Raw genomic sequence first — 17,489 nt, 5'->3', positions numbered from 1 at the left:
CAAACTATTACCATTTGCATTAGCGTTATTAACAAATTTCGTCGGGGAACACGCGGTAATGAAGAGGGCATGGAGTGGATTGTTATTAGGGATAGTGACGCTACCCGCGGTGGCGGTGACGTGCGAACATTCGTCCCTTCAGGGAGACATACAGGGAAAGTTTGATGCCAGCGGTGAAGTCTGTTTTATCCTGCCTGAGCTGAGTGAAAACTATGTTTCTGCCACGCTGAACGGCGTGACGGATGCCCGCCTGCTGGACGCGCAAAACCGCCGCATTCGCACGCTGGTTGAAAATGGCCCCGCCGACGGTGAACACACCCTGTTGTTTGCTCTGCCCGTGAAGCAAAACGCGTCTCTGGTGCTGCACGGCGAAGCTGGCAAACCCTGGCGTTTTCAGTGGCGGATGAAAGAGACCTCTGCCTTACCACGCGTACAGATGCTGGAGCCTGAAAGCCCCACGTTGCAGGCGCTGGCAAAAACGGTTGCTGCCGGTGGGAGTACTGATGCGTTCTGGCAGACGCAGATTCGGCAGGGAACGCCGATGGTGGAGCCGGTAGACGCCAGCCATAAGCGTGTCACCTTCCTGTGGCGCGGCGCGCGCGGCAACGTATTTATTCTCGGCTCGCCGGCGGGGGATCACGATCCGCTGTTCCGTCTGGGCAAAAGTGACGTCTGGTTTCGCAGTTACGTCGTGCCCGCCGATACGGTGATGCAGTACAAGCTCGCGCCTGATGTCCCCGTGATTGACGGCTCGGCGCGGGATCAACGACGGGCGATCCTGGTGAGCGCCCAGGCCGATCCGCTCAACCCGAACACCTTTGGTGAACAGAAGGCCGATCGCTGGAACCGCTATTCACTGCTCGATCTCAGCCCGGCACGTTACTGCTCGGTGCAGGCCGCCGCGCAGCCGCTGGTGAGCGGCACCCTGACCCGCCAGATGCTGAGCAGCAAATTCCTCGGCAATTCCCGCGAAGTGATGCTTTACAAGCCGCGCGGCGCACAACCCGCCCGCTGGACGTTAATCCTGTTCGACGGACAGATCTATCAGGATGACTACCATTTCGCTAACGTGATGGATGGCCTGATAGCCCGCCATCATCTGCCCCCGGTCAATGTCGTGTTTATCGACAGCCTCGATCACGCCCGACGCAGTAAAGAGCTGCCGCCGAACCCGGCTTTTGCCGATTTTATGGCGCATGAACTGTTGCCGTGGTTGCGCGGGCAGGGCGTGGCGATGCAGCGGCAGAAAACGGTGCTGGCGGGTTCAAGCTACGGGGGGATCGCCTCCTCATGGGTGGCGCTGCGCTACCCGCGACTGTTTGGCAATGTGTTGAGTCTTTCTGGCTCTTACTGGTGGGCGCCGAAAGGTGAAGCCCCAGGCTGGCTGACGCGGCAGTATCAACAGTCGCCGCAGTATCCGGTGCGCTTCTGGCTGCAGGCCGGGAAGTTTGAAACCACGGGGCCGGGTGGGGGGATCTATCGCACCACGCAGGATTTCGAACAGGTGCTACGGGAGAAAGGCTATCGCGTCAGTTTCCACCCGTGGTCGAGCGGCCACGACTACGCGGCCTGGTGTGAAGCGTTGATCCACGGCATGCGTGATTTCATGGGCTTACGACGCCAGTGAAAACCAACGGCGCCAGATAAAGCGCAGGATAAAGAACTCAACGGCACCGAGTACTAAAAACCACAGGCAGAATAAAATGGTGTAAAGCTGGTTCAGATCGACCATGTGAAAGGTCTGAACCAGCTTTTGCGCCAGCACCAGCCCAAGGGACGGCGCAGGTAACAACAGGCAGGACAGCAGGGCCATCAATAAAATGCCCCCCGCAGTAAGCAGCGATTCTAACGGGTGTTTCATGATTATGTTAATCGTCAGTTAAAAATAACATTGTCACGGATAGGGCTTCGTAAAGCAATATCAACCGTAAAGCAGGCGGGCGATAAATAATCGCCCGTTTATTCGCTATTATTTACCCTCATCATGACCATTAATTCAATTAACCTGCGTTAATGTAAATTATTGTCACCCTCCGGCTAATAATCTTACAAAGGTATAAGTGCTATATCCAATTAACGTTGCAATAACAATGGCAGCGATAATATATAACGCCAGACGCCGACCGCGATAAATACCAAACATGCTTATCCCTCGTTTAGCTTAGGTTTAAAAATAATTTGTAAAAATCACTGTAACGAAATGAAACGTTCTCTGTTTAATGCCATCGACAGAAATAATAGTGCGTTAAATTAATTGCCGTGACAACCCATTAAATTAACGCTCACGATTTTTAAAAGCAGACATGGAATTCAGGCTTTTGCTCACCGCAAACTGAAGGAGCTGAAATATGACCAAAATGCATCACCCCCATACGCCCCCGTCCAGCCAGGACCGCGCCCCGACGCACGCTTATCAGCAGACCGTCGAGCAGACCCTTGCCGCACAGCGCAGCACCATGGCCGGACTGAGCCGCGCAGAGGTGCAGGCGCGCCTGCAGCAGCATGGCCCGAATGCCCTGCCAGCAAAAAAAGCCAGACCCGCATGGCTGCGTTTTCTGGCCCATTTTAACGATGTCTTAATTTACGTATTGCTGGCCGCCGCGGTTTTAACCGCAATAATGGGCCACTGGGTGGATACGCTGGTTATTCTGGGCGTGGCGGTGATTAATGCCTTAATTGGTCATATTCAGGAGAGCAACGCCGAAAAATCCCTGAGCAGCATTCGAAATATGCTCGCCAGCGATGCGCGCGTTATTCGTGAAGGCGTTCACGAAACAATACCTACAACTGAAATAGTTCCCGGGGATATTATTGTATTACGCGCTGGCGATCGTATTCCCGCGGATATGCGAGTGATTGAAGCGCATAATTTACGTGTGGAAGAGGCGATCCTCACCGGCGAATCCACGGTGGTTGATAAACATATTCAGCCGTTAACCGGAGAATTAACCCTCGGCGACCGGACCAATCTGCTGTTTTCCGGCACCACCGTCAGCGCGGGCGGTGGCATGGGCGTGGTGATTGCTACCGGCCAGGAAACGGAACTGGGCCACATCAATCAGATGATGGACGGGATTGAAAAACACCGCACCCCGCTGCTGGTGCAGATGGACAAGCTCGGCAAAGCCATCTTCGGGCTGATCATGGCGATGATGGCCGCGCTCTTTGTCTTCAGCCTGCTGCTGCGGGACATGCCGCTCGGCGAACTGCTGCTGTCGTTGATTAGCCTGGCGGTGGCGGCGGTGCCTGAAGGTCTGCCTGCCATCATCTCGATTATCCTGTCGCTGGGCGTACAGGCGATGGCGCGTCAGCGGGCAATCATCCGCAAGCTGCCTACCGTGGAAACCTTAGGGGCGATGACCGTAGTGTGCTCGGATAAAACCGGCACCCTGACCATGAACGAGATGACCGTTAAGGCGATCATCACCGCCGACAGCTGCTATCGCGTTGAGGGCGACAGCTATGCCCCGGAAGGCAAGATCTGCCTTGAGGGCAGCGACGAGCCGGTGCAGATCCAGCCGGGCACCGTACTGGAGCAGTATCTGCGCACCGTCGATTTGTGTAACGACAGCCAGATGATTCAGGACGAGCGCGGCCTGTGGGGGATCACCGGCGGGCCGACCGAAGGCGCGCTGAAGGTGCTGGCGGCGAAAGCCCACCTTGCACCGGTGATGACCACGCTTATCAACAAAATCCCGTTTGACTCGCAGTACAAGTACATGAGTACCCACTACCAGATCGGTAGCGAGGAGCAGATCCTGATCACCGGCGCGCCGGACGTGATTTTTGCCCTCTGTGCAGAGCAGCAGACCCGTAACGGCCCAGAAGCCTTTAACCGCGTCTACTGGGAAGCTGAGATGGAGCGCTATGCCCGTCAGGGGCTGCGCATGGTGGCCGCGGCGTTCAAACAGGCTCAGGAGGGGCAGGCGCTGACCCATGATGCGCTGAACCACGGCCTGATCTTCCTCGGCATCGCCGGGATGATGGATCCGCCGCGCCCGGAGGCGATCGACGCTATTCACGCCTGCCAGCAGGCCGGGATCCGCGTGAAGATGATCACCGGGGATCACCCGCAGACGGCGATGAGCATCGGGCAGATGCTGGGGATCACCAACAGCGCCCAGGCGGTAACCGGCTATCAGTTGGAGCACATGGACGATGGCGAACTGGCGAAAGCGGCGGTGGAGTATGACATCTTCGCCCGCACCAGCCCGGAGCATAAGCTGCGTCTGGTGAAGGCCTTGCAGGAGCAGGGCGAGATCGTCGGCATGACCGGCGACGGCGTAAACGACGCACCGGCTCTGCGCCAGGCAGACGTGGGCATCGCCATGGGCATCAAGGGGACAGAAGTCACCAAAGAGGCGGCGGATATGGTCCTGACGGACGATAACTTCGCCACCATCGCCAGCGCGGTAAAAGAGGGGCGTCGCGTCTACGACAACCTGAAGAAGACCATTCTGTTCATCATGCCGACTAACCTCGCGCAGGGTTTGCTGATTGTGATTGCCCTGCTGGCCGGGAACATTATTCCGCTGACGCCGGTGCTGATCCTGTGGATGAACATGGCCACGTCCGCCACGCTCTCCTTCGGCCTGGCCTTTGAAGCCGCCGAGCGCAACATCATGCGCCGTCCGCCGCGTCAGACCGGCCAGCACGTGATGGATGCTTACGCCGTATGGCGGGTGGCCTTCGTCGGCACCCTGATTGCCGTTGCCGCCTTTGCGCTGGAAGCCTGGCTGGCCCCGCGCGGCCACAGCGCCGAGTTCATCCGCACCGTGCTGCTGCAGATGCTGGTCTGTGCGCAGTGGGTCTACATGATTAACTGCCGCAACACCGAAGGCTTCTCCCTTAATCGCGGCCTGCTGGCGAACAAGGGGATCTGGCTGGTCACCGGCGTGCTGCTCCTGCTGCAGCTGGCGATTATCTACCTGCCGTTTATGCAGATACTGTTTGGCACCGAAGCCCTGCCGCTGCGCTACTGGGGTGTCACCCTGGGTATGGCGAGCGCGATGTTCTTCATCGTCGAGATCGAGAAGCGACTGACCCGCAGGTTCCGTAAGGCTGCATAACTGAAAACGTAAAACCTTACCCCTCACCCTAACCCTCTCCCCATAGGGGAGAGGGGACAGTCCGGCACTCTCCTTCTACCTGTTTGGAGTGGGAACCGCTCGGCACTCTCCCTCCACCTGTGGGGAGAGGGAGCTGCTCGGTTTTCTCCCTCCACCTGTGGGGTGATGGTACCGCCCGGTTTTCTCCCTCCACCTGTGGGGTGATGGAACCGCCCGGTTTTCTCCTCCCACCTGAGGGAAGAGAGGACGGCTCGGTTTTCTCCCTCCACCTGCGGGGAGAGGGAACCGCTCGGTTTTCTCCCTCCACCTGAGGGAAGAGAGGACGGCTCGGTTTTCTCCCTCGCCCCTTTGGGGAGAGGGCCGGGGTGAGGGGAAAATTACACTGAGGTACTCCCATGAAACTCCCGCTCCTGTTCGTGCTTCTCGCCAGCACCCTGCAACCCGCATTTGCCGCCGCCATTCCCGTGCGCGTCGCTACCGTGGAGCAGACCGCCCATGCCGCCGAGCGCCAGATCCCCGGGCGCATTGAAGCCATTCACACCGTTGAGCTGCGCGCCCGCGCGGAGGGCGCCATTACCAAAATCAACTTTCGCGACGGACAGTATGTGAAAAAAGGCGACCTGCTGTTCGAGCTGGACGACGCCGAGCCGCGTGCCGCCGTGCGGCTGGCACAGGCCGAAGTGCAAAGCGCTGAAGCCACCCTGCGCCAGGCGCAGCAGCAGCTTTCCCGCTTCGAAAGTCTGGGCAGCAATAACGCCATCAGCCGCCACGACGTGGATAACGCCCGCATGCAGCGCGACGTTGCCCGCGCCGCGCTGGAGCAGGCGAAAGCCCGGCTGGAAACCCGCCATGTCACGCTGGGGTACACGCGCATCACATCACCCATCGATGGCCGCGTGGGCCACAGCCGCTTTCACGTGGGCAGCCTCGTGAATCCCTCAAGCGGCGTGCTGGTGGACGTGGTACAGCTTGACCCGATCCGCATCGCCTTTGCGCTGGAAGAGGGGGCGTTTGCCACCAAGGTCGGACAGCATGCGGATATCAGTGCCCTGAAAAAGGCCTGGCAGGCGCTGATAGACAGCAACGGCCAGCGCATCAGCGGTGAACTGACGTCCGTGGATAACCGCATCGATCCGCGCACCGCCAGCGTGATGCTGCGTGCCGAGTTTGCGAATCCGCGCCATCAGCTGCTGCCCGGCGGGAATGTGAATGTCTTTCTGCGCCCGGCAAGCGAGCAGCCGGTGCTGACCCTGCCCGCCGCGGCGGTGCAGCAAAACGGCGACGGATTCTATGCCTGGGTGGTTAACGCCGACGGCAAAGCAGAAATGCGTCCGCTGGCCGTCGCCGGGCAAATTGGCCAGCAGTTCCGGATCGCGTCCGGCGTCACTTCCGGCGAGCGAGCGATCACCGACGGCGCGCAGCGCGTGCAGCCGGGCGCGGCCGTTCAGATTCTCAATTAAGGAGCCATCATGCTGACGTTTTTCATCAAACGCCCGCGCTTCGCGATGGTGATTGCGCTGGTGATAACCCTGTTGGGGGCCATCGCGCTGAGAATTATTCCGGTAGAGCAGTATCCGCAGATCACGCCCCCGGTGGTGAATGTCAGTGCGTCCTGGCCGGGAGCCAGCTCGGCTGACGTGGCGGAGGCCATCGCCACACCGCTGGAGACCCAGCTTAACGGCGTGGATCACATGCTCTATATGGAGTCCACCAGTTCCGACGAGGGCACCTACAGCCTGAATATCACCTTTGCGGCGGGCACCGACCCGGATCTGGCTGCCATCGATGTGCAAAACCGCGTGGCACAGGCCGTGGCGCAACTCCCCGCCGAGGCACAGCAAAATGGCGTACAGGTGCGCAAGCGCGCCACCAACCTGATGATGGGGGTCAGTCTTTACTCCCCGGGCAACACCCACACGCCGCTGCTGGTCAGCAACTACGCCAGCACCCATGTGCGTGAGGCGCTGTCGCGTTTGCCGGGCGTGGGGCAGGTGCAGTTGTTTGGCGCAGGGGACTACAGCATGCGCATCTGGCTGCGACCGGATCGCATGAACGCCCTCAACGTGACCACCGACGACGTGGCGCAGGCGCTGCGCGAGCAGAACGTGCAGGGGGCGGCCGGCCAGGTGGGCACGCCGCCGGTGTTTAACGGCCAACAGCAGACCCTGACCATCAACGGGCTGGGGCGTTTAAATCAGGCGGAAGATTTTGCCGATATCATTATCCGCGTCGGTGAGATGGGCCAATTGGTGCGCCTGAAAGATGTCGCCCGCATCGAACTCGGCTCGCGCAGCTACAGCGCGGGCGCACAGCTGAACGGGCATGACTCCGCCTATCTCGCCATCTACCCCACGCCGTCCGCCAACGCCCTGCGGGTGGCCGATGCGGTGCGTACTGAGCTGGAGCATCTCTCGACGCGCTTCCCGGACGACCTTGTCTACGAAGTCAAATTCGATACCACGCAGTTTGTCGCCGCGACCATTAAAGAGATTGGCGTTTCGCTGGCGTTAACCCTGCTGGCCGTGGTGGTGGTGGTCTCCCTGTTCCTGCAGAGCTGGCGCGCCACGCTGATTGTCGCGCTGGCGATCCCGGTGTCGCTGGTGGGCACGTTTGCCGTGCTCTATACGCTCGGCTACTCCGCCAACACGCTGAGCCTGTTCGCCCTTATTCTGGCGCTGACCATGGTGGTGGATGACGCCATCGTGGTGGTAGAGAGTGTTGAAACGCTGATGGCGGAAGGGCAGAGCCGCACGGCGGCGACCGCGCAGGCGCTGCGCCAGATTGCCGGGCCGGTGATTGCCACCACCCTGGTGCTGCTGGCGGTGTTTATCCCGGTGGCGCTGCTGCCGGGGATTGTCGGTGAGCTGTACCGCCAGTTTGCGGTGACGCTCTCGACCGCCGTCACGCTCTCAAGCCTGGTGGCGCTGACCCTGACGCCTGCCCTGTGCGCGATGCTGCTGCGCCCGCGCCCTGCGCGCCCGGCGGCAGTCTACCGCGCCTTCAACCGCGGGCTGGATGCCACGCGCAACCTTTACACTCGAATCCTGAGCCTGTTTACCCTGCGCCCGTGGCTGGCGCTGTTGGCAACCGCAGGCGCTGCCGTCGTGGTGGCATTCAGCTTTATGTCGATGCCAAAAGGCTTCCTGCCCCAGGAGGATCAGGGTTACTTCTTTGCCAGCGTTCAGTTGCCGGAGTCAGCCTCGCTGGAACGCACCGAAGCGGTGATGGCGACGGCCCGGGCGCTGATTGCTCAAAATCCGGCGGTGGAAGACGTGATTCAGGTCTCCGGGTTTAACATTCTCAACGGCACCAGCGCCTCCAACGGCGGGTTTATCTCCGTGATGCTGAAGGACTGGAGCGAGCGTCCAACCCTGGACGAAGTGATGGGCACGCTTCAGCGCCAGCTGCTGGCGTTGCCGGAAGCGACCATCATGACCTTCGCGCCGCCGACGCTACCGGGGCTGGGGAACGCCTCAGGTTTCGACCTGCGCATTCAGGCCCAGGCAGGACAAAGCCCGGTGGAGCTGGAGCGCGTCACCCGCCAGGTGCTGGCAAAAGCCAACCAGCATCCGCAACTGAGCCGGGTGTTCACCACCTGGAGCAGCAACGTGCCACAGTTGACGCTGACCGTCGATCGCGAGCGTGCCGCCCGTCTTGATGTGCCCGTCTCCCGCATCTTCAGCAGCCTGCAGACCGCCTTTGGCGGCACGCGTGCCGGGGACTTCAGCGTTAACAACCGCGTCTACCACGTGGTCATGCAAAACGAGATGCAGTGGCGCGAGCGGGCGGAGCAAATCAGCGAGCTGTTCGTGCGCAGCAATAACGGCGAGCGGGTACGCCTGAGTAACCTCGTGACCATCACCCCCACCGTTGGCGCACCTTTCCTGCAGCAGTACAACCAGTTCCCGTCCGTGTCGGTAAGCGGTTCGGCAGCAGAAGGGGTAAGCAGCAGCACGGCGATGGCAGTGATGGGTGAGATTCTGGCGCAGAACCTGCCAGCCGGTTATGACTACGCCTGGAGCGGTATGTCGTATCAGGAGCAGCAGACCGGGAACCAGGCGATCTGGATTGTGCTGGCGGCGGTGGTCATGGCGTGGCTGTTTCTTGTCGCCCAGTACGAGAGCTGGACATTACCGGCAAGCGTAATGCTTTCGGCGCTGTTCGCCATCGGCGGGGCGCTGGTATGGCTGTGGGCGGCCGGGTACGCCAACGACGTTTACGTGCAGATCGGCCTGGTGTTGTTAATCGCCCTTGCCGCGAAGAACGCAATTCTTATCGTTGAGTTTGCCCGCGCGCAGCGTATGGCGGGCAGGGCAATAGTGGATGCCGCGAGGGAAGGGGCCTCCCGTCGCTTCCGGGCGGTGATGATGACCGCAGTATCGTTCATTATCGGGGTATTACCGATGATGCTGGCGACCGGGGCGGGCGCCCAGAGCCGTCGCATCATCGGCACCACGGTGTTCAGCGGCATGCTGGTCGCCACCGTGGTGGGGATAATCTTTATCCCGGCGCTGTTTGTGCTGTTCCAGCGCTTGCGCGAGTGGGGGCACCGGCTTACGGGCTAGTGGCCCACAGCTCGGCATGTTTTTGCACTAAGGAGATGAGCGAGCCACCGTCTGCGATAAAGTCCCGCATGCGCTGCGCCTCGCTCTTGCCCTGTTTGAGCATCAGAGTAATTTCCTGAATCGCACTCGACGCCCCCAGCTTCTCCGCAGACGGCGCGACTTGCTCCAGCAGCCAGGTGAGATCTTCGGCGATGGTTTTCTGCTCCCCGGTATGCACGTCCGTCAGGATCCCGTCCAGTCCGTAACGACAGGCCTGAAAACGGTTAAAACGGTACAGCAGAAAATCTTTTTCCTGATGCTTATAGGGGCGTGTGGTCAGTAGCCAGTGCGACGTGGCCTGGATCAGCCCGGCGATATTAATGGCATGGGCGAGAGTGAGCGGCGTATCCATCACCCGCACCTCCACCGTGCCAAAATGGGGGCTGGGGCGAATGTCCCAGTGCAGATCTTTAATGCTGTCGATCATGCTGGTGTGGCTCAGGCGACGGAACAGCCCTTCAAACTCCTGCCAGCTGTTGACCCACGGCATCAGGCCGTTGTCCGGGAATCCGGAGAAGATATTGAGCCGCGATGAGGCAAACTTCGTGTCGGTGCCCTGCATATAGGGTGAGCTGGCCGCCAGGGCGATAAAGTGCGGCACAAAGCGCGACAGGCCGTGCAGCAGGTAGATGGCCTCATCGCCGGTGCGACATCCCACATGGACGTGCTGGCCGAACACCGTCGCCTGCAAAATCAGATAACCAAAGCGCTCCAGCGTCACGTTATAGCGCTCGTCTTCGCACACCTGCTGACGCTGCCATTTCTGAAACGGATGGGTGCCGCCGCCGCAAATCTGGATATGGTGCTTCGCCGCTGCGCGCAGAATGCTCTGCTGCATGGCGGAGAACTGCGCTGCCACCTGATCGATGTTGTGGCACACGCCGGTCGCGATCTCGAGCATGCTTTCGGTGATATCGTGCTTCACCTCACCAGCTTTAATGTCATTTTTCACGGCGTCGATCAGGGCAGAGGAGTCCTGGCTTAAATCGTAGCCCGGCGGGTTAACCACCTGCAGTTCGAGTTCAACGCCAAGGGTGAAAGGTTCAGAGGAATGAAAGTCGGGTAAAGGCATAGCGCACTCCGTTGTCTGTTATCAGTTGAGTATAGACAACGGGTGATATTCACCTTTTCCCCATAGCAACGAAACCCGACCGGGTTCAAAAGCTAATCATATTGACGTTTCAGCGGCCTTATCGTTATTAATATCGCCCTGATTATTAACACTACGGAGTAAGCGATGGTCTCATTTCGTCCGCTGACAGAAGATGAGTATCCTGCTTATCTTGACTATTTTATTCACGATTATGCCGATGAGATCGGGTCAAATTACGGGCTCTCTCAACCTGATTCGCTTGCCAGAGCAAAGCAGGAAATCGCCGAAATGCTTCCTGAGGGCGTGAATACGCATGGACACGTTTTATGCTCGCTTGTTGCGCCGATAAATGAGACCAACAGGCCGGTCGGTTATCTCTGGTACAAACCCGATACGATGATGCGTTCAGTGTTTATCTATGATTTTCATATTTTCACAGCCTGTCAGGGGCAGGGGCTGGGTAAACAGACTCTTCGCGATTTGGAAGCGCATCTGCGCGAGCAGGGTTTCAAGGAGATCAGACTGCGTGTGGCAGGTGATAATGCCCGTGCCCGGCATCTCTACGAGACCAGCGGTTTTGGGGTTACGGGCGTCAACATGAGCAAGTCTATTGTGGGTCTCGCGGAAAAAAGGACCTGAGGATGCTATTATCCAGGCAGCAACCGACATCCTGAGGATAACGCATGAGCAACGACGTACCGATTAAATATTATGACATCGTGGATGAGTACACGACGGAAGCCGCAACGCCGGTGAGCGAAGCAGAACGCGATCCCCTGGCGCTCTATTTCCAGCTGTTGATCACCCGTCTGATGAATAACGAAGAGATCAGCGAAGAGGCGCAGACCGAGATGGCAGTCGAAGCGGGTATCGACACGAAGCGCATCGATGATATCGCCAATTTCCTCAATCAGTGGGGTAATGAATAGTTCCTGCATGAAAGGCATAGTCTGTGCAGGCGTTGTGCTTTACACTGCGCGCGGCAAAAATTGAGTTGGTAAACGATTAATCAGGTGGTAAAGGCGATGAACGGAACAATCACGACGTGGTTTGCAGATAAGGGTTTTGGATTTATCAAAGATGAAAACGGCGATAACCGCTATTTTCACGTGATTAAGGTCGCCAACCCTGATCTGATTAAGAAAGATGCCGCAGTGACGTTTGAACCCACCACCAACAACAAGGGTTTGTCAGCGTTTGCGGTAAAAGTCATACCGGAAAGCAAATACATCTTCCTTGATGGCGAGCGTCATAAAATCACCGCCATCAAGTCGTACCTGGTGTACCGCGAAGAAGAGCCTGCCGAAGCCCGGATTGATAAAGAAAACGGGGTGCTGACGGTGAAGAGCCTGATGGGCAATATCGCTCCGAAATCAACCGCGAAAGCCGGGGAGATGCGTTCGGTGAAAAAGCTGGCGATCACCACTTTCTCGGGCAGAACGTTCATCTTCTCTGAAGATGAGATCGACATCGATGCCACGGTGAAACAGCTGCAAAGCCTGAAGTAATCTGCCGCCTGCCAGGTGGCGTGCGGCCTGATGCTCTCACCCCGTCGCACTCACCGGGTGCGCGAACCCTAAAAACGGCGACCAGGTCGCCGTTTTGCTTTTACCTTCCAGCCCGCGTAAGCGCCGCAAGGCTTTGCCACTACTTCATCCGATGCTCACCTGCGTTTAAGGCTTCGCGGTCAAAGAAACGCGCGATCACGCCACCCGCCATAAACGCGGCCCGGTCTGACATATGGGCAATCACATCCGCGTCATGGCTAACCAACAGATAGGTCATTCCGTGCTGCTGTTTCAGGCGATTCAGCAGGTTCAGGATCTCCGCCTGCACCGACATATCCAGCGCCGAGGTGGGTTCATCCAGCAGCAGAAGCTGTGGGCGTAACAGCAGCGCCCGGGCGATCGCCACGCGCTGACGTTGTCCGCCGGAGAGCTGGTGGGGATAGCGCTTGCCCGCATCGGCAGTCAGCCCCACCTGCTGCAGCGCCTCCGCCACCTTTTCTGCGATCTGCGTTTCACCGTGGATCTGTAACGGCTCCCCCAGGGTGCGTGACAGGGTGTGGTTCGGATGCAGCGAGGCCCAGGGGTCCTGAAAGACCATCTGCACGTTGCGCCGCAGCGCGCCGGTAAAGCGCATCCCGGGCTGGAGCCGGTCGCCCAGCACCTGAATGTTGCCGTGCCACTGGCGCTGCAGCCCCGCCAGCACCCGCAGAATGGTCGATTTTCCGCAACCTGATTCACCAATCAGGCTGAAGGTTTCGCCTGGCTCAATCGCAAAGCTGGCCGCAGAGACCGCCGTTTTCTCACCGAAAGTCACATGAAGCTGTTCTACATTAACGAGTGCCATGAGGTGTCTCCTTCCACGGCTGAGTGCGGTCGAGCGTCGGCAGCATCTGCCCGAAGGTGCTGGCATCAGGGCGGCAGGTCCACAGCGTCTGCGTATAGGGATGGGTGGCCTGAGAAAGCTGACTCGCCGCCATCTCATCCACCTTCTCCCCCTGATACATCACCAGCACGCGGTCGCAATGTTCCGCTACCAGCGGCAGATCGTGGCTAATCAGCAGCATCGCCTTCTGGCGTTGCGCGCACTGCTCTACCAGCAGCTCAAGGATTTGATTCCGCAAGCGGGCATCAAGCGCAGAGGTTGGTTCATCGGCAATCAGCACCCGTGGGTTGTTGATAAGCGCGATGGCGATCATCACCCGCTGGCCCATGCCACCAGAGAGCTCCCCCGGATAGCGGCTCAGCACCGCGTTGGTCAGACCCACAGCGTGAATCATCTCGCGGATGCGTGCCACACGCTCCCGGCGCGGCAGCGACTGGTGCAGGGTTAACGCTTCATCCAGCTGCGCCTGCACGTTTTTAACCGGGTTGAGGGCGTAGCGCGGATCCTGAAGCACCATCGCAATCTCATTGCCGCGCAACTGTCGCCAGCCGCGTGGCGACAGGGTGGTAAGGTCGTGCCCCAGCACAGTGAGCTGTTGTGCGCTGACCCGGCCTGGCGTTCGCACCAGCCCCATCAGCGCCCGGGCGGTCATCGACTTGCCCGAGCCGGACTCCCCGACCACCGCCAGCCGTTCATTGCCCAGGGTAAAGCTGACGTTGTTGACGACCCGTGCGGCGGGATAATCAATCGTCAGGGAATCGACAATAATGCGTGGTTCAGTCATGTTGTGGCTCCAGCACGTCGCGCAGGCCGTCGCCCAGCAGGTTAAAGGCCAGGCTGGCAATCAGGATCGCCCCGCCCGGAATGGCGGCAATCCACCACTGATCGAAAATGACCTGCATCCCGTCCGCGATCATCGCCCCCCATTCAGCCATCGGTGGACGCGCGCCCAGACCGAGGAAGCCCAGCCCGGCCGCTGCGAGGATAATTCCCGCCAGATCGAGCGCCAGCCGCACAATGGCCGAGGGCAGGCACAGCGGCAGAATGTGCCCCAGCAGCAGGCGAAAACCGCGAATGCCCATCATCTCGGCGGCGGCCAGATAGTCGCTGTGACGCAGGCGCTGGATCTCGCTGCGCGCCTGACGAGCGTAAGCGGGCCAGGTGGTTAACGCCAGCGCCAGCGCGCCGTTAACCAGCCCCGGGCCGAGCATGGCGACAAAAGCAAAGGCGAGGATCAGCCGCGGCATCGACATCACCACGTCGGTGAAGCGCATCAGCACCCGCTCCAGCCAGCCGCCGTAGTAGCCGGACAAAATCCCTACCAGCAGGCCCGCGGGCAAGGTAATGACCGTCACTAAGGCCACCAGCCCCAGCGCCGGTCGGCTACCGTAGATCAGCCTTGAAAGCAGGTCACGCCCGTAGCTGTCGGTGCCAAGCCAGTGTTGGGCATTCGGGGGTTGCAGACGGGCGGCGGCGTCCTGCCAGTTCGGATCCAGCGGAGCCAGCCACGGGGCGAACAGCGCCACCAGCAGCAGCAGGGTAATAATGATTAGCCCACAAAATGCCGCTGGCGAGCGGCGCAGACGACGCAAAAACAGATAAAACGGCATCAGCGCACCCTCGGGTCAGTGAACCGCACCAGCAGGTCGGTCAGGTTATTAATCAGTACGAAACAGACGCCGATCAGCAGCGTCCCGCCCATGATGGCGGTGGTATCTCCGGCGAACAGGGCGGTCGTGAGGTAACGACCAATCCCCGGCCACGAGAACACGGTCTCCGTTAACACCGCCCCTTCCAGCATGCTGGTGTAGGCCAGCGCAATCACGGTGAACAGGGTGCTGCGAATATTGGGCAGCACGTGGCGCAGCAGGATGGTCATTTCGCCCGCCCCTTTGGCGCGTGCCAGCAGGATGTACTCTTTATTCATCTCACTCAGACACGCCGAGCGGGTCAGGCGGGTGATGCTCGCCAGTGAGTAGTAGGCCAGGAGCAGCACCGGCAGCACCAGATGGCTGGCGGCATTTTTGAAGGCCGCCATGTCGCCGGAAAGCCAGGTGTCGATCAGCGCAAATCCGCTGCGCGGTTCGACGGTGTATTGCCAGATATCATCCAGCCGACCTGGCCCGGCGCTCCACTGCAGCTTCGCGTAGAACAGTGCCAGCATCAGCAGCCCGAGCCAGAAAATGGGCACCGAGTTACCGAGCAGGGTAAGCGTGCGGATAACCATATCGAGCGGCGAACCGGCGTACCGGGCGCACAGCACCCCAGCGATGACTCCCAGCAGGGAACCGAGAATTAACGCCAGAGTAGCCAGCTCAAGGGTCGCCGGGAAGGCGTGCAGCAGATCCTGGAGTACCGGTTGCCCGGTGGCGCTGGCGGTGCCGAGATCGCCGTGCACAAGATCAACCAGATAATGCCAGAACTGCACCGGCAGCGGCTGATCCAGCCCAAGCTGGTGGCGAACCTGATCGTAGGTGGACTGGCTGGCGTGATCGCCAACGATCTGCAAAACGCGATCGACCGGCGAGAGCGCGGAGAGCGCAAAGGTCACGAGCAAAAGCCCGAGCAGCGTGAGGAACAGGGTCAGCAGGCCCTGTAAAACGCGTGCCACGTGGGTAGAAAGAGGAGGCATGGGAAAATCGTTATTCCTGAATGAGAGCACGGACTTCCCCTCTCCCCAAGGGGAGAGGGGGAAAACTTACTTCGTTACGCGGTCGTACCAGACCATATCCGCATTCAGCCCCTGCTGATAACCCTTCACGTTATCGCGCACCACGATCTGGGTTTTGCCCTGATCGACAAACACGTACGGCGATGTGTGCTGCAGTTGCTCCTGCATCTGCTTATACAGGTCGAGGCGTTTGGCTGGATCCGGCTCGGCTACCGCCGCCAGCGTGGCTTTGTTCAGCTCCGGGATCTGCCAGCCATTAAGCCCGGCCACGGTGCTGGATTTGCCGTCGTTCCAGGCGAAGGCGCTGGCATTGGAGTGCGCATCAAAATAATCCGGGATCCACAGACGGATGGCAGCCTGGTGCTGTTTAGCGCGCACGCGGGCATACACCTGGCTGCCCGCTGCTGGCAGCAGATCAACCTTCACGCCGCCCTGGGCAAAGCTCGCCTGCATTGACTGGGCGATGGTGATAAACGGCGGTTTGTTCTCTACGTCCAGCGTGAAGTGGGCGTCTTTGATACCCGCTTTGGCCAGAATCTCTTTCGCTTTTGCGGGATCAAATCTGAACGGATTGTTCTCCAGCGCGCCCGGCAGGCCTACCGGCAGGAAGCTCTGGTGGACAAAATACTGGCCTTTCAGCAGATCTTTGGTGATGCCTTCATAATCCACCAGCCAGCGTGACGCTTCCCAGAAGGCCGGGTTATTTAGCAGCGGGTTGGCGCTGTTCCCGGCGTTAAACACCAGGTAGTTCTGCTCCGCAGAGGGGATGCTCAAGACGCTGACGCCCGGCTTGCCGGTGAGGGCACCTACCTGGTCGGCACCGAGATCGCGGGCGACATCGGCATCACCCTGCTCAATCAGCAGGCGACGGGAGGCGGGATCCGGCACGTTCTTGATAATGATGTTTTTCAACTTCGGCGCACCGCCCGGTGCACTGGCGTTGGCTTCTAACACGATGGCCTGATGCGGCTGATAAACGCGCATTTTATACGCGCCGCTGCCCGCAGAGTGCATCTTCAGCCATGCGTTGCCAAGGTCATCACCTTTTACGTTCGCCGTGACTAACTTCTCGTCCACGATGGAAGCGATTGGCGTAGAGAGGATGTTCAGCGCAACGGACGGGCTGACGTCTGCCGTCCAGTGCAGCTGCAGGGTGTGGTCATCCACCTTTTTCAACTGGCTGGCGATGTTGCCCGGCTCCCAGCCCAGCACGTTAAGAATAAAGGCCGGAGACTTGTTAAGGGTGATGGCGCGGGTATACGAGAAGATGACATCTTCCGGGCGCAGCGGGTTGCCGGAGGCAAATTTCGCATCCGGTTTTAGCTTAATGGTCAGGGTTTTTGCGGCCGCATCCGCTTCCCAGCTTTCGGCCAGAATCGGGGTTATTTTTTCCGGGTTGTCGCGGTCCGGCTGCACCAGACGTTGATACAGGCTCGGCACGGTCTGGATGCTGGAAAGCTCATTGGCTTCTGCCGGATCGAGGCTCACGATGTCATCAAGACCCTGAGCAACCACCAGCGTATCCGGTGGCGTAGCGGCATGGACGGTTGCTGACAACGCAGCCAGCACCAGTAACGGCAGTATTTTTTTTGTCATAGCGATCCCTGAACGTCTTGTTTTTGATTGTTTTATAGACCGTTACGTTAGGGGGGCGAGCTGAA

General features: G+C 59.4%; 14 protein-coding genes. 7 read left to right on the top strand and 7 right to left on the bottom strand.

The annotated features are described in order from the left end of the window. The first annotated feature begins 58 nt into the window (after positions 1–58). On the top strand, positions 59–1,627 hold the full coding sequence (locus C3F35_RS06065) for an alpha/beta hydrolase-fold protein (RefSeq protein WP_103791870.1): 1,569 nt from the start codon (positions 59–61) through the stop codon (positions 1,625–1,627). Here C3F35_RS06065 and C3F35_RS06060 read toward each other — a convergent pair. Further along, a complete protein-coding gene (locus C3F35_RS06060) occupies positions 1,613–1,861 on the bottom strand; it encodes a DUF1158 domain-containing protein (protein ID WP_032616939.1) in 249 nt (82 codons plus the stop codon). The genes C3F35_RS06065 and C3F35_RS06060 overlap by 15 nt on opposite strands. Before the next feature lie 487 nt (positions 1,862–2,348). On the opposite strand from C3F35_RS06060, the gene C3F35_RS06055 reads away from it, so the two are divergent. The 3 genes from C3F35_RS06055 to C3F35_RS06045 all read left to right on the top strand — a co-directional run bounded on the left by C3F35_RS06055 (position 2,349) and on the right by C3F35_RS06045 (position 9,634). Beyond that, entirely contained in the window at positions 2,349–5,069 is a 2,721-nt protein-coding gene (locus tag C3F35_RS06055; protein WP_103791871.1) for a cation-transporting P-type ATPase, read from the top strand. A 395-nt stretch (positions 5,070–5,464) separates the two neighbouring features. Next, complete coding sequence (locus C3F35_RS06050) at positions 5,465–6,529, top strand: efflux RND transporter periplasmic adaptor subunit (protein ID WP_059308562.1); 1,065 nt, start codon at positions 5,465–5,467, stop codon at positions 6,527–6,529. Positions 6,530–6,538: 9 nt separating this feature from the next. Further along, a complete protein-coding gene (locus tag C3F35_RS06045) occupies positions 6,539–9,634 on the top strand; it encodes an efflux RND transporter permease subunit (protein WP_103791872.1) in 3,096 nt (1,031 codons plus the stop codon). On the opposite strand, the gene C3F35_RS06040 is transcribed toward C3F35_RS06045, so the two are convergent. Next, positions 9,624–10,745 (bottom strand): YbdK family carboxylate-amine ligase, encoded by a 1,122-nt coding sequence (locus C3F35_RS06040; protein WP_032616946.1) that lies wholly within the window; start codon positions 10,743–10,745, stop codon positions 9,624–9,626. The genes C3F35_RS06045 and C3F35_RS06040 overlap by 11 nt on opposite strands. 165 nt (positions 10,746–10,910) lie before the next feature. On the opposite strand from C3F35_RS06040, the gene C3F35_RS06035 reads away from it, so the two are divergent. The 3 genes from C3F35_RS06035 (at position 10,911) to C3F35_RS06025 (ending at position 12,274) form a co-directional block, all read left to right on the top strand. Beyond that, positions 10,911–11,405: a GNAT family N-acetyltransferase gene (locus C3F35_RS06035; RefSeq protein WP_103791873.1), complete on the top strand. Its 495-nt coding sequence runs from the start codon at positions 10,911–10,913 to the stop codon at positions 11,403–11,405. A 44-nt stretch (positions 11,406–11,449) separates the two neighbouring features. Continuing rightward, positions 11,450–11,695, top strand: coding sequence for a YmjA family protein (locus C3F35_RS06030; protein ID WP_032616948.1), 246 nt, complete (start codon positions 11,450–11,452; stop codon positions 11,693–11,695). Positions 11,696–11,791: 96 nt separating this feature from the next. Further along, positions 11,792–12,274 carry a cold-shock protein gene (locus C3F35_RS06025; protein ID WP_032616949.1) on the top strand — a complete coding sequence of 161 codons (483 nt, stop codon included), beginning with the start codon at positions 11,792–11,794 and terminating at the stop codon, positions 12,272–12,274. Positions 12,275–12,413: 139 nt separating this feature from the next. Here the strand turns inward: C3F35_RS06025 and C3F35_RS06020 are convergent, their stop codons facing one another. From C3F35_RS06020 to C3F35_RS06000, 5 genes are all read right to left on the bottom strand, one after another. Continuing rightward, the gene (locus C3F35_RS06020; protein ID WP_103791874.1) at positions 12,414–13,118 is read right to left on the bottom strand and encodes an ABC transporter ATP-binding protein; all 705 of its coding nucleotides are present in this window, start codon (positions 13,116–13,118) and stop codon (positions 12,414–12,416) included. Beyond that, positions 13,105–13,941 carry an ABC transporter ATP-binding protein gene (locus tag C3F35_RS06015; RefSeq protein WP_103791875.1) on the bottom strand — a complete coding sequence of 279 codons (837 nt, stop codon included), beginning with the start codon at positions 13,939–13,941 and terminating at the stop codon, positions 13,105–13,107. The genes C3F35_RS06020 and C3F35_RS06015 overlap by 14 nt, the downstream gene beginning before the upstream one ends. Continuing rightward, positions 13,934–14,767, bottom strand: coding sequence for an ABC transporter permease (locus C3F35_RS06010; RefSeq protein ID WP_103791876.1), 834 nt, complete (start codon positions 14,765–14,767; stop codon positions 13,934–13,936). Before C3F35_RS06010 ends, C3F35_RS06015 begins: the two co-directional genes overlap by 8 nt. After that, entirely contained in the window at positions 14,767–15,789 is a 1,023-nt protein-coding gene (locus C3F35_RS06005) for an ABC transporter permease (protein ID WP_103791877.1), read from the bottom strand. Before C3F35_RS06005 ends, C3F35_RS06010 begins: the two co-directional genes overlap by 1 nt. 66 nt (positions 15,790–15,855) lie before the next feature. Beyond that, positions 15,856–17,424, bottom strand: coding sequence for an ABC transporter substrate-binding protein (locus C3F35_RS06000; protein ID WP_077226199.1), 1,569 nt, complete (start codon positions 17,422–17,424; stop codon positions 15,856–15,858). Positions 17,425–17,489 lie beyond the last annotated feature (65 nt).

This window comes from Leclercia sp. LSNIH3, assembly GCF_002935105.1.
Classification (GTDB): Bacteria; Pseudomonadota; Gammaproteobacteria; order Enterobacterales; family Enterobacteriaceae; genus Enterobacter; species Enterobacter adecarboxylatus.
Note: the sequence above shows the minus strand (reverse complement) of the source record. Positions and strands in the feature narration are given on the sequence as shown.

What these genes read in the sequence shown, in the direction of transcription:
- C3F35_RS06040 (WP_032616946.1), bottom strand. Translation starts at nt 10,745, where the DNA reads ATGCCTTTACCCGACTTTCATTCCTCTGAACCTTTCACCCTTGGCGTT.
- C3F35_RS06050 (WP_059308562.1), top strand. Translation starts at nt 5,465, where the DNA reads ATGAAACTCCCGCTCCTGTTCGTGCTTCTCGCCAGCACCCTGCAACCC.
- C3F35_RS06025 (WP_032616949.1), top strand. Translation starts at nt 11,792, where the DNA reads ATGAACGGAACAATCACGACGTGGTTTGCAGATAAGGGTTTTGGATTT.
- C3F35_RS06065 (WP_103791870.1), top strand. Translation starts at nt 59, where the DNA reads ATGAAGAGGGCATGGAGTGGATTGTTATTAGGGATAGTGACGCTACCC.
- C3F35_RS06035 (WP_103791873.1), top strand. Translation starts at nt 10,911, where the DNA reads ATGGTCTCATTTCGTCCGCTGACAGAAGATGAGTATCCTGCTTATCTT.
- C3F35_RS06010 (WP_103791876.1), bottom strand. Translation starts at nt 14,767, where the DNA reads ATGCCGTTTTATCTGTTTTTGCGTCGTCTGCGCCGCTCGCCAGCGGCA.
- C3F35_RS06030 (WP_032616948.1), top strand. Translation starts at nt 11,450, where the DNA reads ATGAGCAACGACGTACCGATTAAATATTATGACATCGTGGATGAGTAC.
- C3F35_RS06020 (WP_103791874.1), bottom strand. Translation starts at nt 13,118, where the DNA reads ATGGCACTCGTTAATGTAGAACAGCTTCATGTGACTTTCGGTGAGAAA.
- C3F35_RS06000 (WP_077226199.1), bottom strand. Translation starts at nt 17,424, where the DNA reads ATGACAAAAAAAATACTGCCGTTACTGGTGCTGGCTGCGTTGTCAGCA.
- C3F35_RS06055 (WP_103791871.1), top strand. Translation starts at nt 2,349, where the DNA reads ATGACCAAAATGCATCACCCCCATACGCCCCCGTCCAGCCAGGACCGC.
- C3F35_RS06005 (WP_103791877.1), bottom strand. Translation starts at nt 15,789, where the DNA reads ATGCCTCCTCTTTCTACCCACGTGGCACGCGTTTTACAGGGCCTGCTG.
- C3F35_RS06060 (WP_032616939.1), bottom strand. Translation starts at nt 1,861, where the DNA reads ATGAAACACCCGTTAGAATCGCTGCTTACTGCGGGGGGCATTTTATTG.
- C3F35_RS06045 (WP_103791872.1), top strand. Translation starts at nt 6,539, where the DNA reads ATGCTGACGTTTTTCATCAAACGCCCGCGCTTCGCGATGGTGATTGCG.
- C3F35_RS06015 (WP_103791875.1), bottom strand. Translation starts at nt 13,941, where the DNA reads ATGACTGAACCACGCATTATTGTCGATTCCCTGACGATTGATTATCCC.